The sequence below is a fragment of the Aequorivita sp. CRS11 genome, from assembly GCF_059693805.1.
This window is the reverse complement of sequence record NZ_JCATIG010000013.1, coordinates 23677-42159: the sequence shown is the minus strand read 5'-3', so window position 1 is coordinate 42159 and position 18483 is coordinate 23677. Positions and strand designations below refer to the sequence as shown.

Sequence of the window (18483 nt, the reverse complement as noted above, 5' to 3'; positions counted from 1 at the left end):
GCATTTTTTAAAGGCACCAAATTTGATTCATTCTCAAGCCTGACCAAAAAAGCAAAGCCGCTTAAAACGGCCTATATTGGTTCAGGTTTAAAAAATTAAGGGGTTGTGCAACGGTTACCGGTGTTGCCAATAGTTTTTTTATTCAAATTTAAATAACGAAGCAGAATCGTAAAATTCAACTTCTGTGTTTTTTAGGATAGATTTTATTCTATTCATTTCCGATTTTAATTCGTTCATTGTTTTGTTTTCAGATATTCTAATTGAAATAGCAACTTTGTCATAATTCTCGTCAATTGCTTTTACAATATGCAAATCTTGGTCACTTAATGATTGTCCGTAAATGACAAGATTTTTGTTTTTATTTTCTTTCAGTTCTCTAAAACAATATGTCAGATAATTATTTGATTGAATACCTTTTAATTTCATTTCAGAAGTTCCTTCACTTATAAATAAAGGATAATTGTCTTTAGATATTTCTTTTGTAATTACTTCAATGAGCCAATTTTCATCACGTTTTATTTTTATTGTTTCTACAGATTTTTCAAAAACAAAAAGTGCTCCGTGTAAATAGTAAATATGATTTTTCTTAAAAACATCTCCAGTTTTAAAACGCTTAAACCTTTCGTCCTCAAAGAATGGCATATAAAAATAATCTCCGAATTTTTTACTTTCTAAAATTAAATAGTAAAGAAATAAGTCATAATTTGTAGTGAAAATTTGTTCGAATTCCTTTATTTGTTCCGCTACAAGTTTAATTTGGTCTATTTTTATTTCGTCTGGTGTTGGGTGAATACGATTAATAGAATCGATTAAACCTTGTTTAATTAAGTCTTTATTTCTACTTATTCTTTGTTGTTCAATTTCTAATGCGCTACAAACTCTTTCTGTCGACTCTAAATGTTCTAAAATAATTTCAAAGTTTGTCGATTTAAATTCTTTGAATAGTTTTTTAGCATCTTCAGGACAATCTTCTATATACTTTTCATATAAATTGCGATAAAGTAATCTTGAGCTGAAATTTAGGCTAAAACCATTTCCTAAAAGTAAAGGGCAATCTGGAAATTGACCTTTAATCCAATCCCATTGTCTTATTCCTTCTGCATTTAATTGTTCGATTGTGAATTTCATTTCAAATTATTGGCAACATGTTTATATACGCATGTTTTTAAAATCTTATTGCTGCTATCCCGCACATGTGCGCAACAGCATGCCTCCCCAAATATAAAGTTTATTTCCCAATCACCTGCATCAAGGTTTCCACCTTAGTTTTCAACACCTTCTTCTCCTCTACCGCAATACGTTAATGTAAAGGCAGCGTGGGGTTTCTGCGGTAAAGTGTGGCGGCAGCGGGAATGGAAGTGCAGTAATTACGGCAATTAAAATAATTCTCTTAAATCCTTGATTTTATCGTACTAATTTTTAAAACCTTAGAAACTTTTGTTTCGGAACAATAAGTTTTTCTTACATTTATCACTTCCGAAAAAAATAATTCGCCTATTATTCTAAAACTACCTACCCTTATTATGAAATCCTTTCTTTCCCGAATCACCCTTCTTTTTGTCGCGGTTCTTGCACTACAGGCCTGTAAAGACGATGAAGGCCCTGGGTATATTCCTTTAAACATTGTTGCCAATGCAGATAGCGGCGAGGTTTTCCAGAATGCCACTTTGGACATTCCCGTGCTGGCCAATGACAGCAATGTGCCCACCAATGGCGTCATCACACTTACGGCCCCGCAGAGCGGAGCAGTATCTGTAAAAGACAACGGAACGCCAACGAATATTCTGGATGATACCGTGGAATACCGACCTGATGGAACCTTTGTGGGGGAGATTACTTTTGATTATACGGTTTGTGATCCATCGGGCCTTAGTTGTGCTACCGCGACGGTAACAATAAATGTCCTGCCATTTTCACCGGTGAATTTTGACCTTGCCGCGGTGCCGTATGAAAAGCTTTCGGACTATAATTTCTTTGAAAGTAATCTTGCCGCTCAATCGCCCGTATATGGTGTTTTGCCCTACGAGCCCATAAACACGCTCTTTTCAGACTATGCCCATAAAAAACGCTTTGTGTGGATGCCGTACAATGTTTCGGCAACCTATGTTTCTGATGGCGACAACCTAAACTTTCCCACCGGAAGCGTATTGATAAAAACTTTTTATTACGAAAACGTGCTGCCCAACAATGCCACCCAAAACATAGAAACGCGCTTGCTGATTAAGAAGGAAGAGGGGTGGATTTTTGCCAACTACATCTGGGATGAGGCGCAGCAGGAAGCTGTGCTGAATACCACGGGCTATGGCTTTAACGTGCCCATTGAATGGATTGAGAATGGGGAAACGAAATCGGTAAACTACCGTATCCCTTCCGAAACCGAGTGTTTTATCTGCCATAAGTCCTTTGACGAAATTATTCCCATAGCGCCAAAGCCGCAAAACCTAAATTCCATTTACAGCTACGCCGACGGCATGGAGAACCAGCTTGCCAAATGGGAGGCACTGGGCTACATTGCACCTGATGAAATTCCCGGAAATGTGGAGACCGTTCCCAGTTGGAAGGATATTTCCCAAACCCTGGAAACTCGGGTACGTTCCTATTTTGATATCAACTGCGCCCACTGCCACGTATATGGCGGCCATTGCGGCGCACGGTCGCTGCGCTTGGCGTTTAGGGAAAGCCACGAACACGATAATCTGGGCGTGTGCGTAGAGCCCGATCTGCAGGTGCCGGGCTATGACGGGGCCAAGCTAATTACCCCCGGCGATGCCGAAAATTCCATCCTTTATTTTAGGGTAGCGACCACCTTGGAGGAATACCGAATGCCCATGAATGGACGAACCTTAACCGATGAGAATTTTCTGCCTATCTTGGAGGAATGGATCAACTCGCTTGCAGAACCTTGTGATTAAACTAAAAACTAACTATTATGAATAAATTTTCTACCCTATCAATGCTGTTGCTGTTCTTTGGAATGGCACATGCCCAAGTATCTTTTACCCCGTCCCCCATTTCAACAAACGGTGCAGAACGCGCCGCCGTTGATATGAACGGCGATTTTCTGGATGATGTGGTTTCCGTAACGGCAACCAACGTTCAAATATATTATCAGCAACCGGACGGCAGTTTCGTGGAGCGGAATATTACTACCACCCCTGCGGACAACACACCTTCCTGGAGCCTTTCGGCCGCTGATTTTGACAAGAATGGCAAAACCGACCTACTGTATGCCGGCGGTAATGGCGTTACTTTTATGCAGGCCAACAATAGTGATGGTTTTGATGAAATCAGCTTTCCGCAGTATGTCTTTTCACAGCGTTCCAACTTTGTTGACATAAACAATGACGGCCATTTGGATGCCTTTGTTTGTCACGACGTGGCGCCGAGTGTTTACTATATCAACAATGGGGATGGTACTTTTACCTTTCATCAGGGCGACATTGGGGACTATCCGTCCGGCGGCAATTATGGTTCCGTATGGGTAGATTATGACAACGATGGCGATATGGATTGTTTTATTGCGAAATGTAACGTAAATGGTGATGTGAACGAACGAAGTGAAAACCAACTGTATCAAAATGATGGCGCGGGCAATTTTGTGGAAGTGGCAGGAATAGCAGGATTGAAAGACAATATGCAAACGTGGTCTTCGGCGTGGGCAGATTTTGACAACGATGGCCATTTGGACGTATTTGTAGGCAGCAGCAGCGCCAACTTTACCCACAAGCTAAACAGAAACAATGGCGACGGCACTTTTACGGATATTTCGGCATCCACGGGCATACACGCCTTGACAACTACTGGAATTGAAAACTGCACCTATGATTTCAACAATGATGGGTATGCGGACATTGCTTCTAACGGAAATATACTGTTGAACAATGGCGACCTTACCTTTACCTTGATTCCACTGGCGTTGCCAAATAACAACGGTTCTTTGGGCGATCTGAACAATGATGGTTTTATTGACTCTTTTACGGGCGGACAGATTTACTATAACGATGGAAACTCAAACCACTGGCTTACCATCAATACCATAGGCGTGGAGAGCAATATTAACGGTATTGGGGCGCGGGTTACCATAACCTCAGCATTGGGTACACAGATTCGCGAAGTGCGCAGCGGCGAAGGGTTTAAATATATGAGCACGCTCAATACACATTTCGGCCTTGGCCAAGATACCGAGATTGCCACCCTTACCATTGCTTGGCCTTCTGGCATCGTTGACACTCTGGAAAACGTTGCGGTAGATCAGGTTATTTCGGTGGTGGAAGGCTCTACCGTACTCGGTTTGAACGAGAGTGTTACCAACAATCTTATCCTTTATCCCAATCCGGCACAGCACGTTCTAAACCTTGGCGATACCACAGATTTTACAAACCCTTCCTATTTCATTTTTGATATGCAGGGCAGAAAATTGATGGGTGCGCCATTGGATGCAAACGCAATCGACGTTTCTACTTTGGCAACAGGCAATTACATCCTGAAAATACAAGACGGCAACACCTTAAAATCGCAGCGTTTTATTAAAAGGTAAATTTTCAGAGGAATGAACACCAAAAAAAAGCTTACAGATCTTTTTTAAATCTCTGTAAGCTTAAAATAATACTATCAGAAATGTGTTTGTTTTTTAGCTTAGTTCTTTGTTGGCGGTAGTTTTTATTTATCAATTCCACACTACTTGACTTTGATTTTTATCATTAAGTGAAACCAAAAAAGGCTTTGGTGTACTTCCATCAAAAACCAGTTTGGATGAAAATAGTAATTTTTCATCGTTCCAAAATGCTACCCAATGTGGCGTGAACGGTTTTGATTGCTCAAGTAGTGTTTGACGCGTTCCGCTTTTATTTATCCGCTCAAAAGTCCTTTTTCCCCAATAGGCAAATAGCAGATTTCCGTTTTTATAATCGGCATCAAATATTTGGTTTCTGTTCAAAGGTGCGTCTTTAATATTGTTGTCTATTAATTGATTCCATTGTTCCACTATGCTTCCGTCTTGTCGAGTCAAAAAACAGGCGTTATTTCCTAATAAGAGAATTTGATTGTTTTCAACCGCTCTAATTCTCTTTACGGGTTGATCAAAGTCGAAATATTTTTGGGGTTTTTCGCCTTTTTTTAGAGTGTGAATTTCAGGATATTTTCCAAAAACCATTTGATTGTCGGATAGCATAAAAAAGCCACCTTCTCCAATTCGCCAATCGTCTTTAAACCAGTTCCAAATAATTTTTGGCGTTTTACCGATTGTTGTTTTCATCAACCTTACTTCAAATTCTTGGGTAGCTTGTATATGCCTTCTTTCAATGATATAAATCTCGTTTTGCTTATTGTAAAGCATATAATCACTTGCAGGATATTCTGATTGGATAAAGACTTTCGGCTCTGATTTTTTATTCCAAACCATAATACAGGCGTGGTGGTTGGGGTCGTTAATCGGGTTGATATAAGACCAAAGAACATTCTCTCCTACGGTTATCATATTGCCCGTTGGATGTGCAAAAGCAAACGGCACTAAAGTGAGCGTTAATAAGGTTAATAGTAAGGATTTAATTTTCATTGTATTCTATCGGTTCTTAAATTACCGCCGATATGCGGATAAAGGCAACTTTTGCTTTTATTCCAATTATATGCTATACTGTTTAGCTCCAAATATAAATAAAAACTCACCTACTTCTCCTCTACCGCCATAAACGTTTTGCCCACTGTGATAGTATAGTGCCATCAACCAATGTATATTTTATAGGGCAAAGTGATTCGAATATTAATTCTTATCGGTTTTTGCTCTTCGAGGTCTGGGGCGTTGGGGGTAGATGTGGGCGGTTTAACGGACCGTTACCGCCATAATTCCACTAAGTATACAATGGCGAAAATCCAACCGAGGTATAAAAAAGTATAGCCTAGCGCATATACTACAGCGATTCCCAAATTATCTTTTGTTTTTAATGATTTGGAAAAAACCAGTCTCAACGCTCTAAAAAAGACCCAATAAAGCATTGCTAAAATGATGAATATAGATATCCAGAAAAACGCTTCAAGAACTAGCAAAAGAAAGAAAAAAAGAATAGCCATCGCTACCCAGAGCAAAATGGAAATTATGAAGCCACTAACGCCCTCATCAGAAACGATGCTGGGCATATCAATATCTGGCAATTCTCCTGAGGAAGGAATAAACTCGCCTGTTTTAAAATTTCTAAATTTTGGATAGTCATCCTTTAGATTGATTCCTTTGTAAAGCCCATAGGCCATAAATAAAAAAAGCACCACACCTATAATGCTTAAGGAAATATAGAGGTTTGAAGAGATGCTTCGATAGTAATTTACACCAGTAAGATAAACGGTTAAAAAGGTTACTCCTATTACAACAAGCGAGACTATAAAAACAAAGCGTCCCTGTAAGTAAGTGTGTTTTGGCCTCAAATTAGTTTAAATGTATTAGAAGTTTATAAATTATTTCAACCTTTCCAAAACGCCCTTGCGCTTCACTATATTTTTATAATCCCACTGTATATCCCTGGATTTTTCAAGCCAACGTTTTAACTCCTCGGTATTTATTTCCGCTACAGATAGGTAAAACCTTGAGGCATCCTTAAATTTTTTGCCCCTTACGTCCAAAAGCTCTTCGCCAAAATCTGCTCCGCTCCAAAACATAAGCCGTAGCCCTCTTTTCTCTTTACTATAGCCCGTTATTGGGTTAGCGTCCAAAAACCAAACAGGGTGCCCGTGCCAGATCTTGTTTTCGGCCTCGGGCAGATGCGTACTGATTTCTCTTGAAAGCACTCCGCAAATAGCTTTATCTGCTTCTGTTTGCGAATGGTTGTAGGCTGAAATGTCTTTTGATATGGCTGTCATAAGCTTAGGGTTTAGATGAATTTTTCGCCTCAATCCACCTGCTCAAATATTTGGTGCTCTGCATACTGTGGTGCTGTAATAGCTGCCCAATAAAGTTGTGTTGCCGATGCTGCGCTAGGTTAATTATAAGGCCGTGAATTTGTTTTTTGAAAGCGGAAGAATAAAGGTTTTTCTGAAAACGTTTTGCAATGATTTCAAAACCGTTTTGTTTTGCTTGGTTCCAAAGGTTTTCCTTGGAATATAATTTTACGGCAGCACTTATAAAATCTTCACTTGAAGTTGCAATAATACCACCAAAAGAATGTTCGCCGTGCATCCCTTCCGCTCCTATTGCTGTAGTTATCGATGGCAGTCCAAAGCGCATCGCATCCAAAAGTTTTCCCTTTAATCCCGCGCCAAATCGTAAGGGGGCCAATTGCACCCGATAATTTTTCATCACGCCTTCCACATCCGGTGCCCAGCCTTTTACAATAAAACCTTCGTTTACATTGTGCAGTTGAAGGATTTGCTGGGGAGCATAGGCTCCATAGATATGGAGCTCCGCTTTGGGAAGCGGTTTTTTTATTGCGGGCCAGAGCTTTTTCAATTGCAATACCGAATCTACATTGGGTGCGTGAAGCAAATTGCCGATTGCGAGAAAATTTTGCCGCTCCTCAAAAGTGGGAGTGCTTTCGGAAACTGCTGCTACCAAAAACGGCAAATAATAAAGTATCTCCGAAGCAATCTTAAACCTGTTTTGTAACAGTTCCATTTCATATTCTGAAATGATAAGCGACAGATCGCATCTCAGGATGCTGGCCAGTTCGCGTTTGGCGGTTTCTGAAAATAGATTTGCTTCAGAAATAGTTTTGACATTCTTTACCGCCTCTTCCCTAGCCTTTCGCAGAAAATGTAAATCTTCGGTATCGAGAATTTTTAAGGCTTTCGGGCAATTTTCCGAAACCCGCCAGCCGAATTGTTCCTCGGTTATGTAGCGGTCAAAAACGACGATTTCGGGGTTCAATTTTTTTATAAATTCATCAAAGGAAACATCGTTCAACTTAATATTTTGTATTGAAATATGCTGCCTTTGAAGGTTTGCAGTCTTTTCGGAAACGGCAGCTGTACTGGCAAAGGTGATTTGGTACTTTTCTTCCTTGAATAATTCGATCAATTGCATCATCCTACTACCCGCAGCAGTGGTGCTGGGCTCGGGAAAGGTGTGGCCGATCATTAAAAGTTGTTTCAAGTTTTTGGTTTCGAATTACAGGTTTCGGAATAAAAAAATCTATCGGTTGGTTAAAATCCGTAAAGCTCGCACATCATTCCGAGATTGAAGAAAGCCGTAAGTGCTCCGAGAAAAAGCATTGCACTTACAAAAAGCGTGGCCAATATTACGATTTTATTTTTTGAGTGGTAATTTATATAATTGAGCGCCACTTGAAATAACAGTGCAATTGCCTGGGCAGACAACATACGCTGGGCACAGACAATTACGGGTTCTTTGTAGTAAAGAAAATAAGTGGCCACCATCAATACGATATATAGTGCTGTTATTCCGAAAAGGACTGTTTTTGGAAATTTGAAGCGTTGGGAGTTGGTCATAGCGCAAGGTTTTATCCAAAGATAATTATTAAACGTAAGTATCGCCAAAAAACAAAAGCCTTTCGGAGAAGTAAGTCTTCCGAAAGGCTCTTAACAAAGGATAGTGAAACCTATTGTTGCAACTTATATGGCGCTATTATTCAAAAAATTCAGAACACGGGGTGTTGGTAAAAGTAAGGTTGTATGAGGAATAATTGGGGTTTGAAGTTTGGCCGCCAAGCAATCTGCCGTACACACCGCAGGATGCAAGATCCTTAAATTGGGTATCGTGTACGCTCAGTTTGGCATTGTACCAAAGATCAATTGCACCTTTGTTGGTACTTGGGTCCTCCCCCGCATTGCTTATGGTAGCAAATGCGATTTCATTCATCGGGTTGGTGCCGTCTATCTTAATGCCCACCCAGGAGCCGGGGGTATTGGACACCCCTTTAATGGTTATGGGATTCGCTGCATTTCCTACCATTTTCAATCCCCCTGTATCACGGATATTTATCTCGGTGCCGGGCGACATTTCTATGGTTACTCCCGGTTCAATGGTCAACTCGCCTCTTGCATTTACGCCGCTAATACCGGTATTGAGCACTCGGTATGGTACATTTACTTTCTTCCAAACGCTGGAGTTCTCAAATTCAGCCGAATAATTGTAAAGCAAGACCCTGTCCAGATCGTTACCCGAATAATTATCGGTTGCCGAAGTTTGGGTGGCATAAACGGTATTTATAAGCAATGGATTTGCATTGCCGCTGAAGACGTTATTTTGCAGCGTGAGACGTGTATTTCTATATACCGCATTTAAGCCAGAGGTTTGACTGTTAATTACAGTACAATTTTTTAACGTTAGAGCTCCATCGGCATATACAATAACATTCCCGCGGTCGCCATTGCTATTAAAAGCTTGACCGCCACCATAACTAACGGTGACAAATTCCATAATATTTGATGAATTTTCACTTTCCACAAAAATCCCACGCCATGAACCACGGGTTGGCTGGGTTCCAGTAAATACGATAGGCTTATTGGCAGTACCCACTGCTTGGATTGAAGATACATTTTCTCTCAAAATAAGTCCGGAATCTGGGGTGAAAGCAATAACAACACCTGGCTCTACAATTAAATTGGCTCGAACCTGTGAAACACAGCTCACGATATAATCTATTGGAGCGTTTGGATTGTCTACCAAAGTTCTGTTCTCGAGGAAATAATCACAGTCCAATTGGATAGGATCTACGTTCACGGGCGGTTCAACAGGATCGTCGCTGGAGCAGGAAGCCGCTATCAAGGCAAGTGAACACAACACTAAAAGACTTAGCTTTTCGGAAGCATTTTTCAGTAGTTTTTTCATAATTAAGTGTTTTAATATTTAAAGGTTTTCAATATTCTTTGCACAAACCTACTCATCACCCGTACAGAAAAAAACAGCCACTTAGCATATGACGGCTGTGGGTTAGAATTTGGAAAAAAGCTATTAGCAATACCAAATACTCAATAAAAACCACCAAATACTAAAATTTCAAAAAACCTTAGCAAATAGAATGGTATTTTAGCTAATTGATGAAAAAATCCTTTTTAATAGTCTTCATTGTCTTAGGAAATCTATGGCAACTTTCTGCACAGATAGCAGCAGATTCTATCGTGGGAGAATTGAAGCTACTTAATAATTCTGAAGTAAAAGCACAGCGTACTTCTCTTCAAGCAACATTTGAAGAAGTACAAAATACTCCCGAATGGAAACCTTATGATGCGAATTACGAAAATGAACCCGAAACCGCCATTTGGTTAAAATTTGAACTCGAGAACCGATCAAATGATACGCTGCCCATTTATTGCTTTACCGCACACGATTATGCCTACGTGTATCAACAAGTAGGTACGGATTTTAAAACTTTTAAGAATGGTAATTTAGTCCCCCTCAATAAACGCAGCAATAAGAGAGAATTTTATATCACTGAACTCGTGCTGCCACCTTCCGAAAAATCGCAAGTTTTCATAAGAGTCAACAGTACTAGAAAAATAAGAAATGGAAATGTCGCGCTTTTTACAAAAGCATATTATTTAGAATTTGCCAATAACTATATCGAATCCGAAAAGCATTCGGTAGCGTTTATGGTTTTTTATATACTCTCATTATTTACCATTTTTCTATTTGGAGTGGTTTTTTGGTTGCGGACGCGTCATAACCTCTATGCCTATTATTTGGCCTACATATTCTTTCAATTGGTCTTTGCATTTGCTGCCTTGAGAGGAACAACCGTTAGCGTTGGCAATTTCTTTCTCCATATATCCTATCGTGCGGGTACGTTACCAGAGGCTTCCCAGTTTCTATTTATTGGCTTTTACATCTTTTTTATCATCAATCTGCTGGAAATTAAAAAGTATAACCAATCCCTCACTAAGGCCCTTAACTATTTTGGATGGTTCTGTTTTCTCTACGGATTAACTATTTTTATTTACTTAATATTCTGGAAAGATGCTGCCATTTCTAGTGACATAACCACCACCATACGGTTTATAGTATTGCCATTGAATTTGGTAATGCTCATTTGGATCATTTATAAAGTAAAGCATCCTTTATTGAAGTACTTTGTAGTGGGCCACAGTTTCTTTTTTATTGGTGCGGTTCTGGCTTCCTATGTTATGATAACCAAAAGCAATCACCACCCAGAGAGCATTTTTAATTTTCCCTATGCACCCACTATAATTTTTCAGGCAGGCTTACTTGCCGAAGTTTTCTGTTTTGCATTTGCTTTGGGAGAAAATATTTTCCTGCTTCAAAAAGAAAAGGAAACCACCAGCCAAAACCTAATTACACAATTACGAAAAAACCAACAGCTTCAAGAGAATATGCGCGTGGAGCTGGACAGAAAGATAAACCAAAAGACCGAGGAGTTGATCCAACTCTATTCAAAAATTGAAAAACAAAAAGAAGAACAACTTAAAAACTCTTTTACCCAAAAGTTGCAGGAAATGGAAATGCTTGCCCTTCGATCGCAGATGAATCCGCATTTTCTTTTCAATAGTCTCAATTCCATAAAACATTTAATTATGACCTCGCGCAATGAGGATGCCATTTCATATTTAGATGATTTTTCAACCTTACTACGCAGCATCCTCTACAACAGCAACCGTGAAATCATTTCGGTGGAAGAAGAACTTGAAATAATAAAACTTTATCTTTCCTTGGAAAAAAATAGAATGGGCGATGCCTTCAACTATACCATCGATGTATCCTCAATCGAAGAACTCTCGCAGTTCAACATACCGCCCCTTTTACTCCAACCTTTTGTTGAGAACGCCATTTGGCACGGGTTAAGGCCGAGCCAGAGCGGCCAAAAGTTGCTGAAGATTACCTTTGATACCAGCGATATTTTAAAAATAATAATTGAAGATAACGGCATAGGCAGAAAAGCGAGCAGCACTGAAAATAAGATGCATAAATCCATGGGAATGGAGATTACCAGAGAACGGTTGGCGTTGTTCAACCATTCAAATGAAACGTCCATAAAGCTTGAAATAATAGATCTGGAAAGTGAAAATAAACCCTTGGGGACAAAAGTTGTATTAACCTATTTTTATTCATAAAATGACTAAAGTAATCATTATTGACGACGAGGCACATTGTACGGAGGTCCTTGCCAATCTCATCAAAAAGGTACATTCAGATTATGAAATATTGGGCATTTTCACCAACCCGATCGAGGGACTGCTATATATTCAGAACAACCCGCCAGACTTGCTTTTCCTAGATATTGAAATGCCCAACTTAAACGGTTTTGCGTTGCTGGACAAACTTTTGCCCATAGATTTTGACATTATATTCACAACGGCTTATGACCGATATGCCATTCGTGCTTTTAATTATAGCGCCATCAACTATCTCTTAAAACCCATTTCGGAGCGAAATATAGTGGCGGCACTCGCCAATTGGGAAAAGAGAAGAAAGAAAATCAGTACTGAACAGTGGCGATTGCTTCAAAGCAGCTTTGAAAAATCGAATAAGGAATGTACTAAAATTGCACTCCCCACGGGAATAGGTTTTAATATTGTAGAGATAAAGAACATAATGCGCTGCCAGTCTGATAATAACTACACCAACTTTTTCTTACAGGACGGTACAAAAATTTTGATTAGCCGCACCCTGAAAGAAATAGATGATATACTTTCAGAGCACAAGTTTATAAGAGTGCATCAATCACATCTTATAAACCCCAAGTTTGTAAAAGGAATTTTAAAACAGGATGGCGGTAGTTTAATTATGAGCGATAATATTGAAATACCCGTATCCAGACAGAAGCGAATACAGATCAATGAGATTCTGGAAACCATGCTTCGCTTTAAATAGATAAGTACAATCAAAAACTACAGCGGAAAAGGAAGTTATTTTAAACCCTCCAAATAAAAATCCATTCCGCATCTCTTCAAATTCGCTAAATACTATCTGCAGGGAGTGGCAATTAAACCACCTCCGCGTAAAGGTCAAAATCTTCGGCGGCCGTAATTTTCACAGTACAAAATTCGCCGGTTCGCAGATAGCCCTCTTCGGCATTGATCAAAACCTCGTTGTCCACATCGGGACTGTCAAATTCGGTTCTTCCCACAAAATAGCCGCCTTCTTTTCGGTCTATCACTACTTTGAATTCCTTTCCTATTTTCTGTTGGTTCAATTCCCAAGAAATCTGCGACTGTATTTCCATAATCTGGTTGGCGCGATCCATTTTAACCTCTTCCGGCACGTCATCCTCAAGATTGTAGGCGTGCGTATTTTCTTCGTGGGAATAGGTGAAACAGCCCAAACGCTCAAAGCGCATCTCTTTTACCCATTGTTTTAGGGTTTGGAAATCTTCTTCAGTCTCCCCCGGATAGCCGACGATTAACGTGGTTCTGATTGCCATTTCTGGAACTGCCGCCCTAAATTCTTCCAATAATTTGGTAGTTTTCGCCTTCGTGGTACCGCGACGCATCGATTTCAAAATAGAATCTGAAATGTGCTGCAGCGGAATATCCAGATAATTACAAATCTTGGGCTCGGTGCGCATCACTTCCAAAACATCCATCGGGAAACCCGTTGGGAAGGCGTAGTGCAAACGGATCCATTCAATCCCTTCAACCTTTGCGAGCTTTTGGAGCAGTTCTGCAAGGTTTCGTTTTTTATATAAATCTAAGCCATAATAGGTTAAATCCTGGGCAATTAAAATGAGTTCTTTTACCCCTTTGCCTGCAAGTTTTTCGGCTTCCGTTACTAAATCCTCCATAGGCGTGCTTCGGTGCTGTCCACGCATAATGGGGATTGCGCAGAACGAACACGGCCGATCGCAGCCTTCGGCTATTTTGAAATAGGCATAATTTTTTGGAGTAGTTGTAATTCGTTCGCCAATCAATTCGTGTTTGTAATCGGCGCCCAGCGCTTTTAAAAGTCCGGGAAGTTCGGTAGTGCCAAAATATTCATCCACATTCGGGATTTCCTTTTGCAGATCTGGCTTGTATCTTTCCGAAAGACAGCCCGTAACAAAAACCTTGTCCACCAAACCGTCTTCCTTTTTCTGCACAAATTCAAGAATGGTATTTATACTTTCCTCTTTTGCATTGTTTATAAACCCGCAGGTGTTTATTACCACAATATTCCCTTCCTCTTCGTGCACTACCTCTTTATTGCTGGCGCGCAACTGGCCCATCAGAACTTCGCTGTCATAGACATTCTTGGAGCAGCCCAGGGTAACTACGTTTATCTTGTTTTTCTTTAGGGTTTTGGTACGCATTGTTGAATTTTGGATTTACGAATTACGATTTACGATTTTTGAATTTCAAAAAGCGTGCAAAGATACGACTAAATAAAATAAACAAATGCCAAATTCCAATTACTGCCAACTGCGACTGAACACTACGACTTTTTAAGTAACTTTACATTTCAAAAAAATAATTAAAAATGAAAAAAATAACATTCCTGCTGGCCTTTCTCTGTGCCGGCTTCCTGTTCGCACAAAAAACAATGACACCCGAGCTTTTATGGCAGGTGAAAAAAGTTAGCCCTATCGGGATCTCTCCTGACGGAAAAGAACTTTTTTATAAAGTTTCAATTCCAAATATGGAGGAAAACAGTTTTGATTCCAAGTATTATAAGATGCCCGTTACTGGTGGTAATTTTACTGAAATTTCCAAAGAAGAAGCAAAGGTAACCGACAAAAATCTTTCGCCAAACGGACAGTACCTTTTAATAGACAAACCCGTTCAGATAAAAGAGGTGACCGGAAAGGATATCTATAACGACCTCCCAAAAAGTGATGCCTATGTTTATACTTCCTTGGATTATCGCCATTGGGATACGTGGAACGACGGTACCTACAATCACGTTTTTTATAAAGATGTAAACACCGGTGCCGAAACCGACATTACACCAGGCCAGCCGTATTACACGCCCCAAAAACCTTTTGGTGGCGACGAGGATTACATTTGGGGTCCAAAGGGTGAAAATATATACTACGTAAGCAAAAAGAAAGCAGGAACCGATTATGCCGTAAGTACAAATACCGACATATATAAATACAATCTAAGCACCAAACAGACCGAAAATATTACAGAAGAAAACAAAGGCTATGACACCCAGCCAGCATTTTCAAAAGAAGACGCTTTGGCGTGGCTACAGATGGCAACCGATGGCTATGAAGCAGATAAAAATGATATTGTAGTATTGCAGGGCGGTGTAAAACAAAACCTAACCAGCCAGTGGGATGGAACTGTAAATGGTTTTATTTGGGCAGATAATAACAAAGACATTTATTTTACCGCTCCCGTAGATGGAACAAAGCAAATTTTTAAGGTTGATTATCCCGGGAAAACCCGAAAAATGCCAGTTGTTGAACAACTTTCAAAAGGGCAATTTGATGTTACGGGCATTGTTGCGGAAAATAATGGGCAGCTGATTGTTACCCGCACCGATATGAACCATGCTTCGGAAATTTTTTCTTTTGATTTAAAGAACAGGACTTTTAGACAGCTTACCCAAGTGAACAATGAGTTCTACGGAAAACTTGATTTGCCAACGGTTGAAAAAAGAATGGTTACTACTAAGGATGGCAAACAGATGTTAGTTTGGATAATTCTTCCGCCAAACTTCGATAAAAACAAAAAATACCCGACCTTGCTTTATGCACAGGGTGGACCGCAATCGGCGCTTTCCCAATTTTATTCTACGCGATGGAATTTCCAGTTAATGGCTTCACAAGGTTATATAGTTGTGGCACCCAACCGTCGCGGAATGCCCGGGCACGGCGTGGAGTGGAATGAAGCCATCAGCGGCGATTGGGGCGGCGGCGCGATGCAGGATTACCTTGATGCGATTGATGATGTTGCCAAAGAACCATATGTTGACAAGGACCGATTGGGCGCTATTGGTGCAAGTTTCGGGGGTTATTCCGTGTTTTGGTTGGCAGGAAATCACGACGGGCGTTTTAAAACTTTTATTGCACACGACGGCGTTTTTGACACCCGTGCTATGTACGGAACAACTGAGGAATTATTCTTTGTAAACTACGATATGGGCGGTGCTTATTGGGAAAAAGACAATGCCAAGGCACAGAAAGCCTATAATGAATTCAACCCTACAACCTATGTTGATAAATGGGACACCCCGATTATGATTGTGCAGGGCGGAAAGGATTACCGTGTACCTATTGAACAAGGCTTGGGTGCTTTTCAAGCAGCACAATTAAAGGGAATAAAGAGCAAACTGGTTTATTTTCCCGACGAAAACCACTGGGTGTTGCAGCCACAAAATGCACTGGTTTGGCAACGTGAATTTTTTAATTGGCTGAAGGAAACCCTTTAAATAGACGTTAGACAAAAGTTTAAAAACAGCCACGAATTCACGAATATATCTATTCGCGAATTCGTGGTTTTATTTATCCGCCATACGGATTGAAGGTATCAAAAAGATTGAGAAGGCTGGTTTGTGATAAATGAAAAATTAGAATGAGAATAACGTAAAAAATAATGTACCCTTTTTTAAAATATTCCTTCTTAATAAAATAAAGTCCTAAAGAAATTAAGAATAAAAGAGGTGGAATAAAAGACAAATAAGGAAAGGCAATATATTTATACAAATCCAAAGGCATCAACGGATTTGGAAGAGGTTTAATATAATATTGAAGTATTTTGATAGCGTGATAACCCGTAAGAATACCAATGTAGCCCGTTAAAACCCATATTATATATTTAAAGAGCTTACTATCTTTGTTAGGGGTTTCTGTTTTCATCTATTTAAAGAATGAATCTACAAACTCAAACTTGTTGAATACCTGAAGATCCTCCATTCCTTCTCCTACTCCAATATATTTTACCGGAATCTGAAATTGGTCACTAATTCCGATGACCACTCCGCCCTTTGCAGTTCCGTCAAGTTTTGTAACGGCAAGGGAGGTAACTTCGGTTGCAGCGGTAAATTGCTTGGCTTGTTCAAAAGCATTTTGACCCGTAGAGCCGTCCAATACCAAAAGTACATCGTGCGGCGCATCGGGAATCACCTTTTGCATTACGCGTTTCACCTTTGTAAGCTCGTTCATTAGGTTTACTTTGTTGTGTAGTCGTCCTGCGGTGTCAATGATAACAACATCGGCATTTTGGGTTACAGCGCTTTGTAATGTATCAAAAGCCACACTGGCAGGGTCACTGCCCATACTTTGCTTTACAATTTCAACGTCAGTTCTGTCTGCCCAGATCTGCAATTGATCAATTGCCGCTGCACGAAAAGTATCCGCAGCACCCAACACTACCTTTTTTCCAGCCTTTTTAAATTGATATGCAAGCTTACCGATAGTGGTTGTTTTTCCCACACCATTTACTCCCACTACCATAATAACATATGGTTTTTTGTTTATTGGAATTTCGAAATCTGTGGCGTTTCCGGAATCTATTTCGCTTAAAAGACCAGCTATTTCCTCACGGAGAATTCTATTCAACTCATCGGTTCCAACGTATTTATCCTTGGCAACACGACCTTCAATCCTATCAATTACCTTAAGGGTTGTGTTTACGCCAACGTCACTGGAAACAAGAACTTCTTCCAAATTGTCCAAAACATCATCGTCAACTTTGCTCTTTCCCGCAACAGCTTTGCTTAGTTTATCAAAAAAGGAAGTTTTGGATTTTTCAAGCCCTTTATCGAGGGTTTCCTTTTTCTCTTTAGAAAATATTTTTTTGAATAAACTCATATTAAAAATTCAAGGTTTCAGGTTTCAAGTTCCAAGTTGTTTACTCGGTTGCGCAACTTTTTCAAAGTTTAATCTCGCGTTCCTTCCCTTAAAAAAGGGGAAGGTGGCTTTGAAATTGCCTTTAGGACGATTTCAAAGACGGAAGGGGTCAGCAAAAATACGAAAAGCCACCTTCGCAAAAAAGTGGCTTTTTCTCAATATTTTAAGCTGGTTATTTTTTGTTCAACCAGTCGTTTACAAATTCTGGAGCCATGATAGCTTCAGTAAATGTATAAGCTCCTGTTTTTGGCGATTTAACCATTTTTATTGCTTTGGTTAAACGCTTTGAACCTGTTTGTAACGATGCTACTGATTTCTTTGCCATGACTTATATTATTTAATCTCTTTATGAACCGTCATTTTCTTCAGGATTGGGTTGAATTTTTTCAACTCCATTCTGTCCGGTGTATTCTTTTTGTTTTTGGTGGTGATGTAACGTGAAGTTCCAGCTTGACCAGACTCCTTGTGCTCTGTGCACTCCAAAATCACTTGTACTCTATTTCCTTTTTTAGCCATTGTAACAGACTTTATTGATTATTGCAATTATTTAGTTAAAAAGCCTTTTTCGCGGGCTTCTTTCATAACCGCAGAAATACCTTTTTTATTAATGTCTTTTATAGCAGAAGCTGAAACACGAAGGGTCACCCACTTGTCTTCTTCTGGAATATAAAAACGCTTTTTAAGCAAGTTTACATCAAACTTACGTTTGGTTTTGTTCATTGCGTGCGATACGTTATTTCCAACCATCGCTTTCTTTCCGGTAAGTTCACAAACTCTTGACATTCCTTAACCTTTTTAAGTTATTTTTAAAACA

Annotated in this window: 18 protein-coding genes; 5 read left to right on the top strand and 13 right to left on the bottom strand. The window is 39.7% G+C overall.

Annotation, left to right across the window (positions count from 1 at the left end; all coding sequences use genetic code 11):
• Positions 1–138 precede the first annotated feature (138 nt).
• On the bottom strand, positions 139–1128 hold the full coding sequence (locus tag AC58DT_RS15060; RefSeq protein ID WP_497217631.1) for a DUF4917 family protein: 990 nt from the start codon (positions 1126–1128) through the stop codon (positions 139–141).
• A gap of 395 nt (positions 1129–1523) precedes the next feature.
• Between AC58DT_RS15060 and AC58DT_RS15055 the strand changes: the two genes are divergently transcribed.
• Positions 1524–2912, top strand: coding sequence for an Ig-like domain-containing protein (locus AC58DT_RS15055; protein WP_497217630.1), 1389 nt, complete (start codon positions 1524–1526; stop codon positions 2910–2912).
• Between the two features lie 17 nt (positions 2913–2929).
• Positions 2930–4537: an FG-GAP-like repeat-containing protein gene (locus AC58DT_RS15050; protein WP_497217629.1), complete on the top strand. Its 1608-nt coding sequence runs from the start codon at positions 2930–2932 to the stop codon at positions 4535–4537.
• A 129-nt stretch (positions 4538–4666) separates the two neighbouring features.
• On the opposite strand, the gene AC58DT_RS15045 is transcribed toward AC58DT_RS15050, so the two are convergent.
• The 6 genes from AC58DT_RS15045 to AC58DT_RS15020 all read right to left on the bottom strand — a co-directional run bounded on the left by AC58DT_RS15045 (position 4667) and on the right by AC58DT_RS15020 (position 9772).
• Positions 4667–5554 (bottom strand): hypothetical protein, encoded by an 888-nt coding sequence (locus tag AC58DT_RS15045; protein WP_497217628.1) that lies wholly within the window; start codon positions 5552–5554, stop codon positions 4667–4669.
• Positions 5555–5829: 275 nt separating this feature from the next.
• Complete coding sequence (locus tag AC58DT_RS15040; protein ID WP_497217627.1) at positions 5830–6414, bottom strand: hypothetical protein; 585 nt, start codon at positions 6412–6414, stop codon at positions 5830–5832.
• Positions 6415–6444: 30 nt separating this feature from the next.
• Positions 6445–6846, bottom strand: coding sequence for a DUF1801 domain-containing protein (locus tag AC58DT_RS15035; RefSeq protein ID WP_497217626.1), 402 nt, complete (start codon positions 6844–6846; stop codon positions 6445–6447).
• Between the two features lie 4 nt (positions 6847–6850).
• The gene (locus tag AC58DT_RS15030) at positions 6851–8074 is read right to left on the bottom strand and encodes a glycosyltransferase (protein ID WP_497217625.1); all 1224 of its coding nucleotides are present in this window, start codon (positions 8072–8074) and stop codon (positions 6851–6853) included.
• Positions 8075–8124: 50 nt separating this feature from the next.
• Positions 8125–8430, bottom strand: coding sequence for a hypothetical protein (locus tag AC58DT_RS15025; protein WP_062623166.1), 306 nt, complete (start codon positions 8428–8430; stop codon positions 8125–8127).
• Between the two features lie 136 nt (positions 8431–8566).
• Entirely contained in the window at positions 8567–9772 is a 1206-nt protein-coding gene (locus AC58DT_RS15020; RefSeq protein WP_045081713.1) for a hypothetical protein, read from the bottom strand.
• 209 nt (positions 9773–9981) lie between these two features.
• On the opposite strand from AC58DT_RS15020, the gene AC58DT_RS15015 reads away from it, so the two are divergent.
• Complete coding sequence (locus AC58DT_RS15015) at positions 9982–12009, top strand: histidine kinase (RefSeq protein WP_497217624.1); 2028 nt, start codon at positions 9982–9984, stop codon at positions 12007–12009.
• A gap of 1 nt (position 12010) precedes the next feature.
• A complete protein-coding gene (locus AC58DT_RS15010; protein WP_272856880.1) occupies positions 12011–12769 on the top strand; it encodes a LytR/AlgR family response regulator transcription factor in 759 nt (252 codons plus the stop codon).
• 112 nt (positions 12770–12881) lie between these two features.
• Here AC58DT_RS15010 and rimO read toward each other — a convergent pair whose 3' ends face one another.
• On the bottom strand, positions 12882–14183 hold the full coding sequence (rimO, locus tag AC58DT_RS15005) for a 30S ribosomal protein S12 methylthiotransferase RimO (protein WP_497217623.1): 1302 nt from the start codon (positions 14181–14183) through the stop codon (positions 12882–12884).
• A 167-nt stretch (positions 14184–14350) separates the two neighbouring features.
• Between rimO and AC58DT_RS15000 the strand changes: the two genes are divergently transcribed.
• Positions 14351–16249: a S9 family peptidase gene (locus AC58DT_RS15000; RefSeq protein WP_497217622.1), complete on the top strand. Its 1899-nt coding sequence runs from the start codon at positions 14351–14353 to the stop codon at positions 16247–16249.
• Between the two features lie 73 nt (positions 16250–16322).
• On the opposite strand, the gene AC58DT_RS14995 is transcribed toward AC58DT_RS15000, so the two are convergent.
• From AC58DT_RS14995 to rpmB, 5 genes are all read right to left on the bottom strand, one after another.
• Positions 16323–16676, bottom strand: a complete 354-nt coding sequence (locus AC58DT_RS14995) for a hypothetical protein (RefSeq protein ID WP_497217621.1) — start codon at positions 16674–16676, stop codon at positions 16323–16325.
• The gene (gene ftsY, locus AC58DT_RS14990; protein ID WP_497217620.1) at positions 16677–17630 is read right to left on the bottom strand and encodes a signal recognition particle-docking protein FtsY; all 954 of its coding nucleotides are present in this window, start codon (positions 17628–17630) and stop codon (positions 16677–16679) included.
• A 211-nt stretch (positions 17631–17841) separates the two neighbouring features.
• On the bottom strand, positions 17842–17994 hold the full coding sequence (locus AC58DT_RS14985; RefSeq protein ID WP_076692490.1) for a DUF4295 domain-containing protein: 153 nt from the start codon (positions 17992–17994) through the stop codon (positions 17842–17844).
• An 8-nt stretch (positions 17995–18002) separates the two neighbouring features.
• Positions 18003–18185, bottom strand: coding sequence for a 50S ribosomal protein L33 (gene rpmG, locus AC58DT_RS14980; RefSeq protein WP_014782808.1), 183 nt, complete (start codon positions 18183–18185; stop codon positions 18003–18005).
• Between the two features lie 27 nt (positions 18186–18212).
• Complete coding sequence (gene rpmB, locus AC58DT_RS14975) at positions 18213–18452, bottom strand: 50S ribosomal protein L28 (protein WP_014782807.1); 240 nt, start codon at positions 18450–18452, stop codon at positions 18213–18215.
• Positions 18453–18483 lie beyond the last annotated feature (31 nt).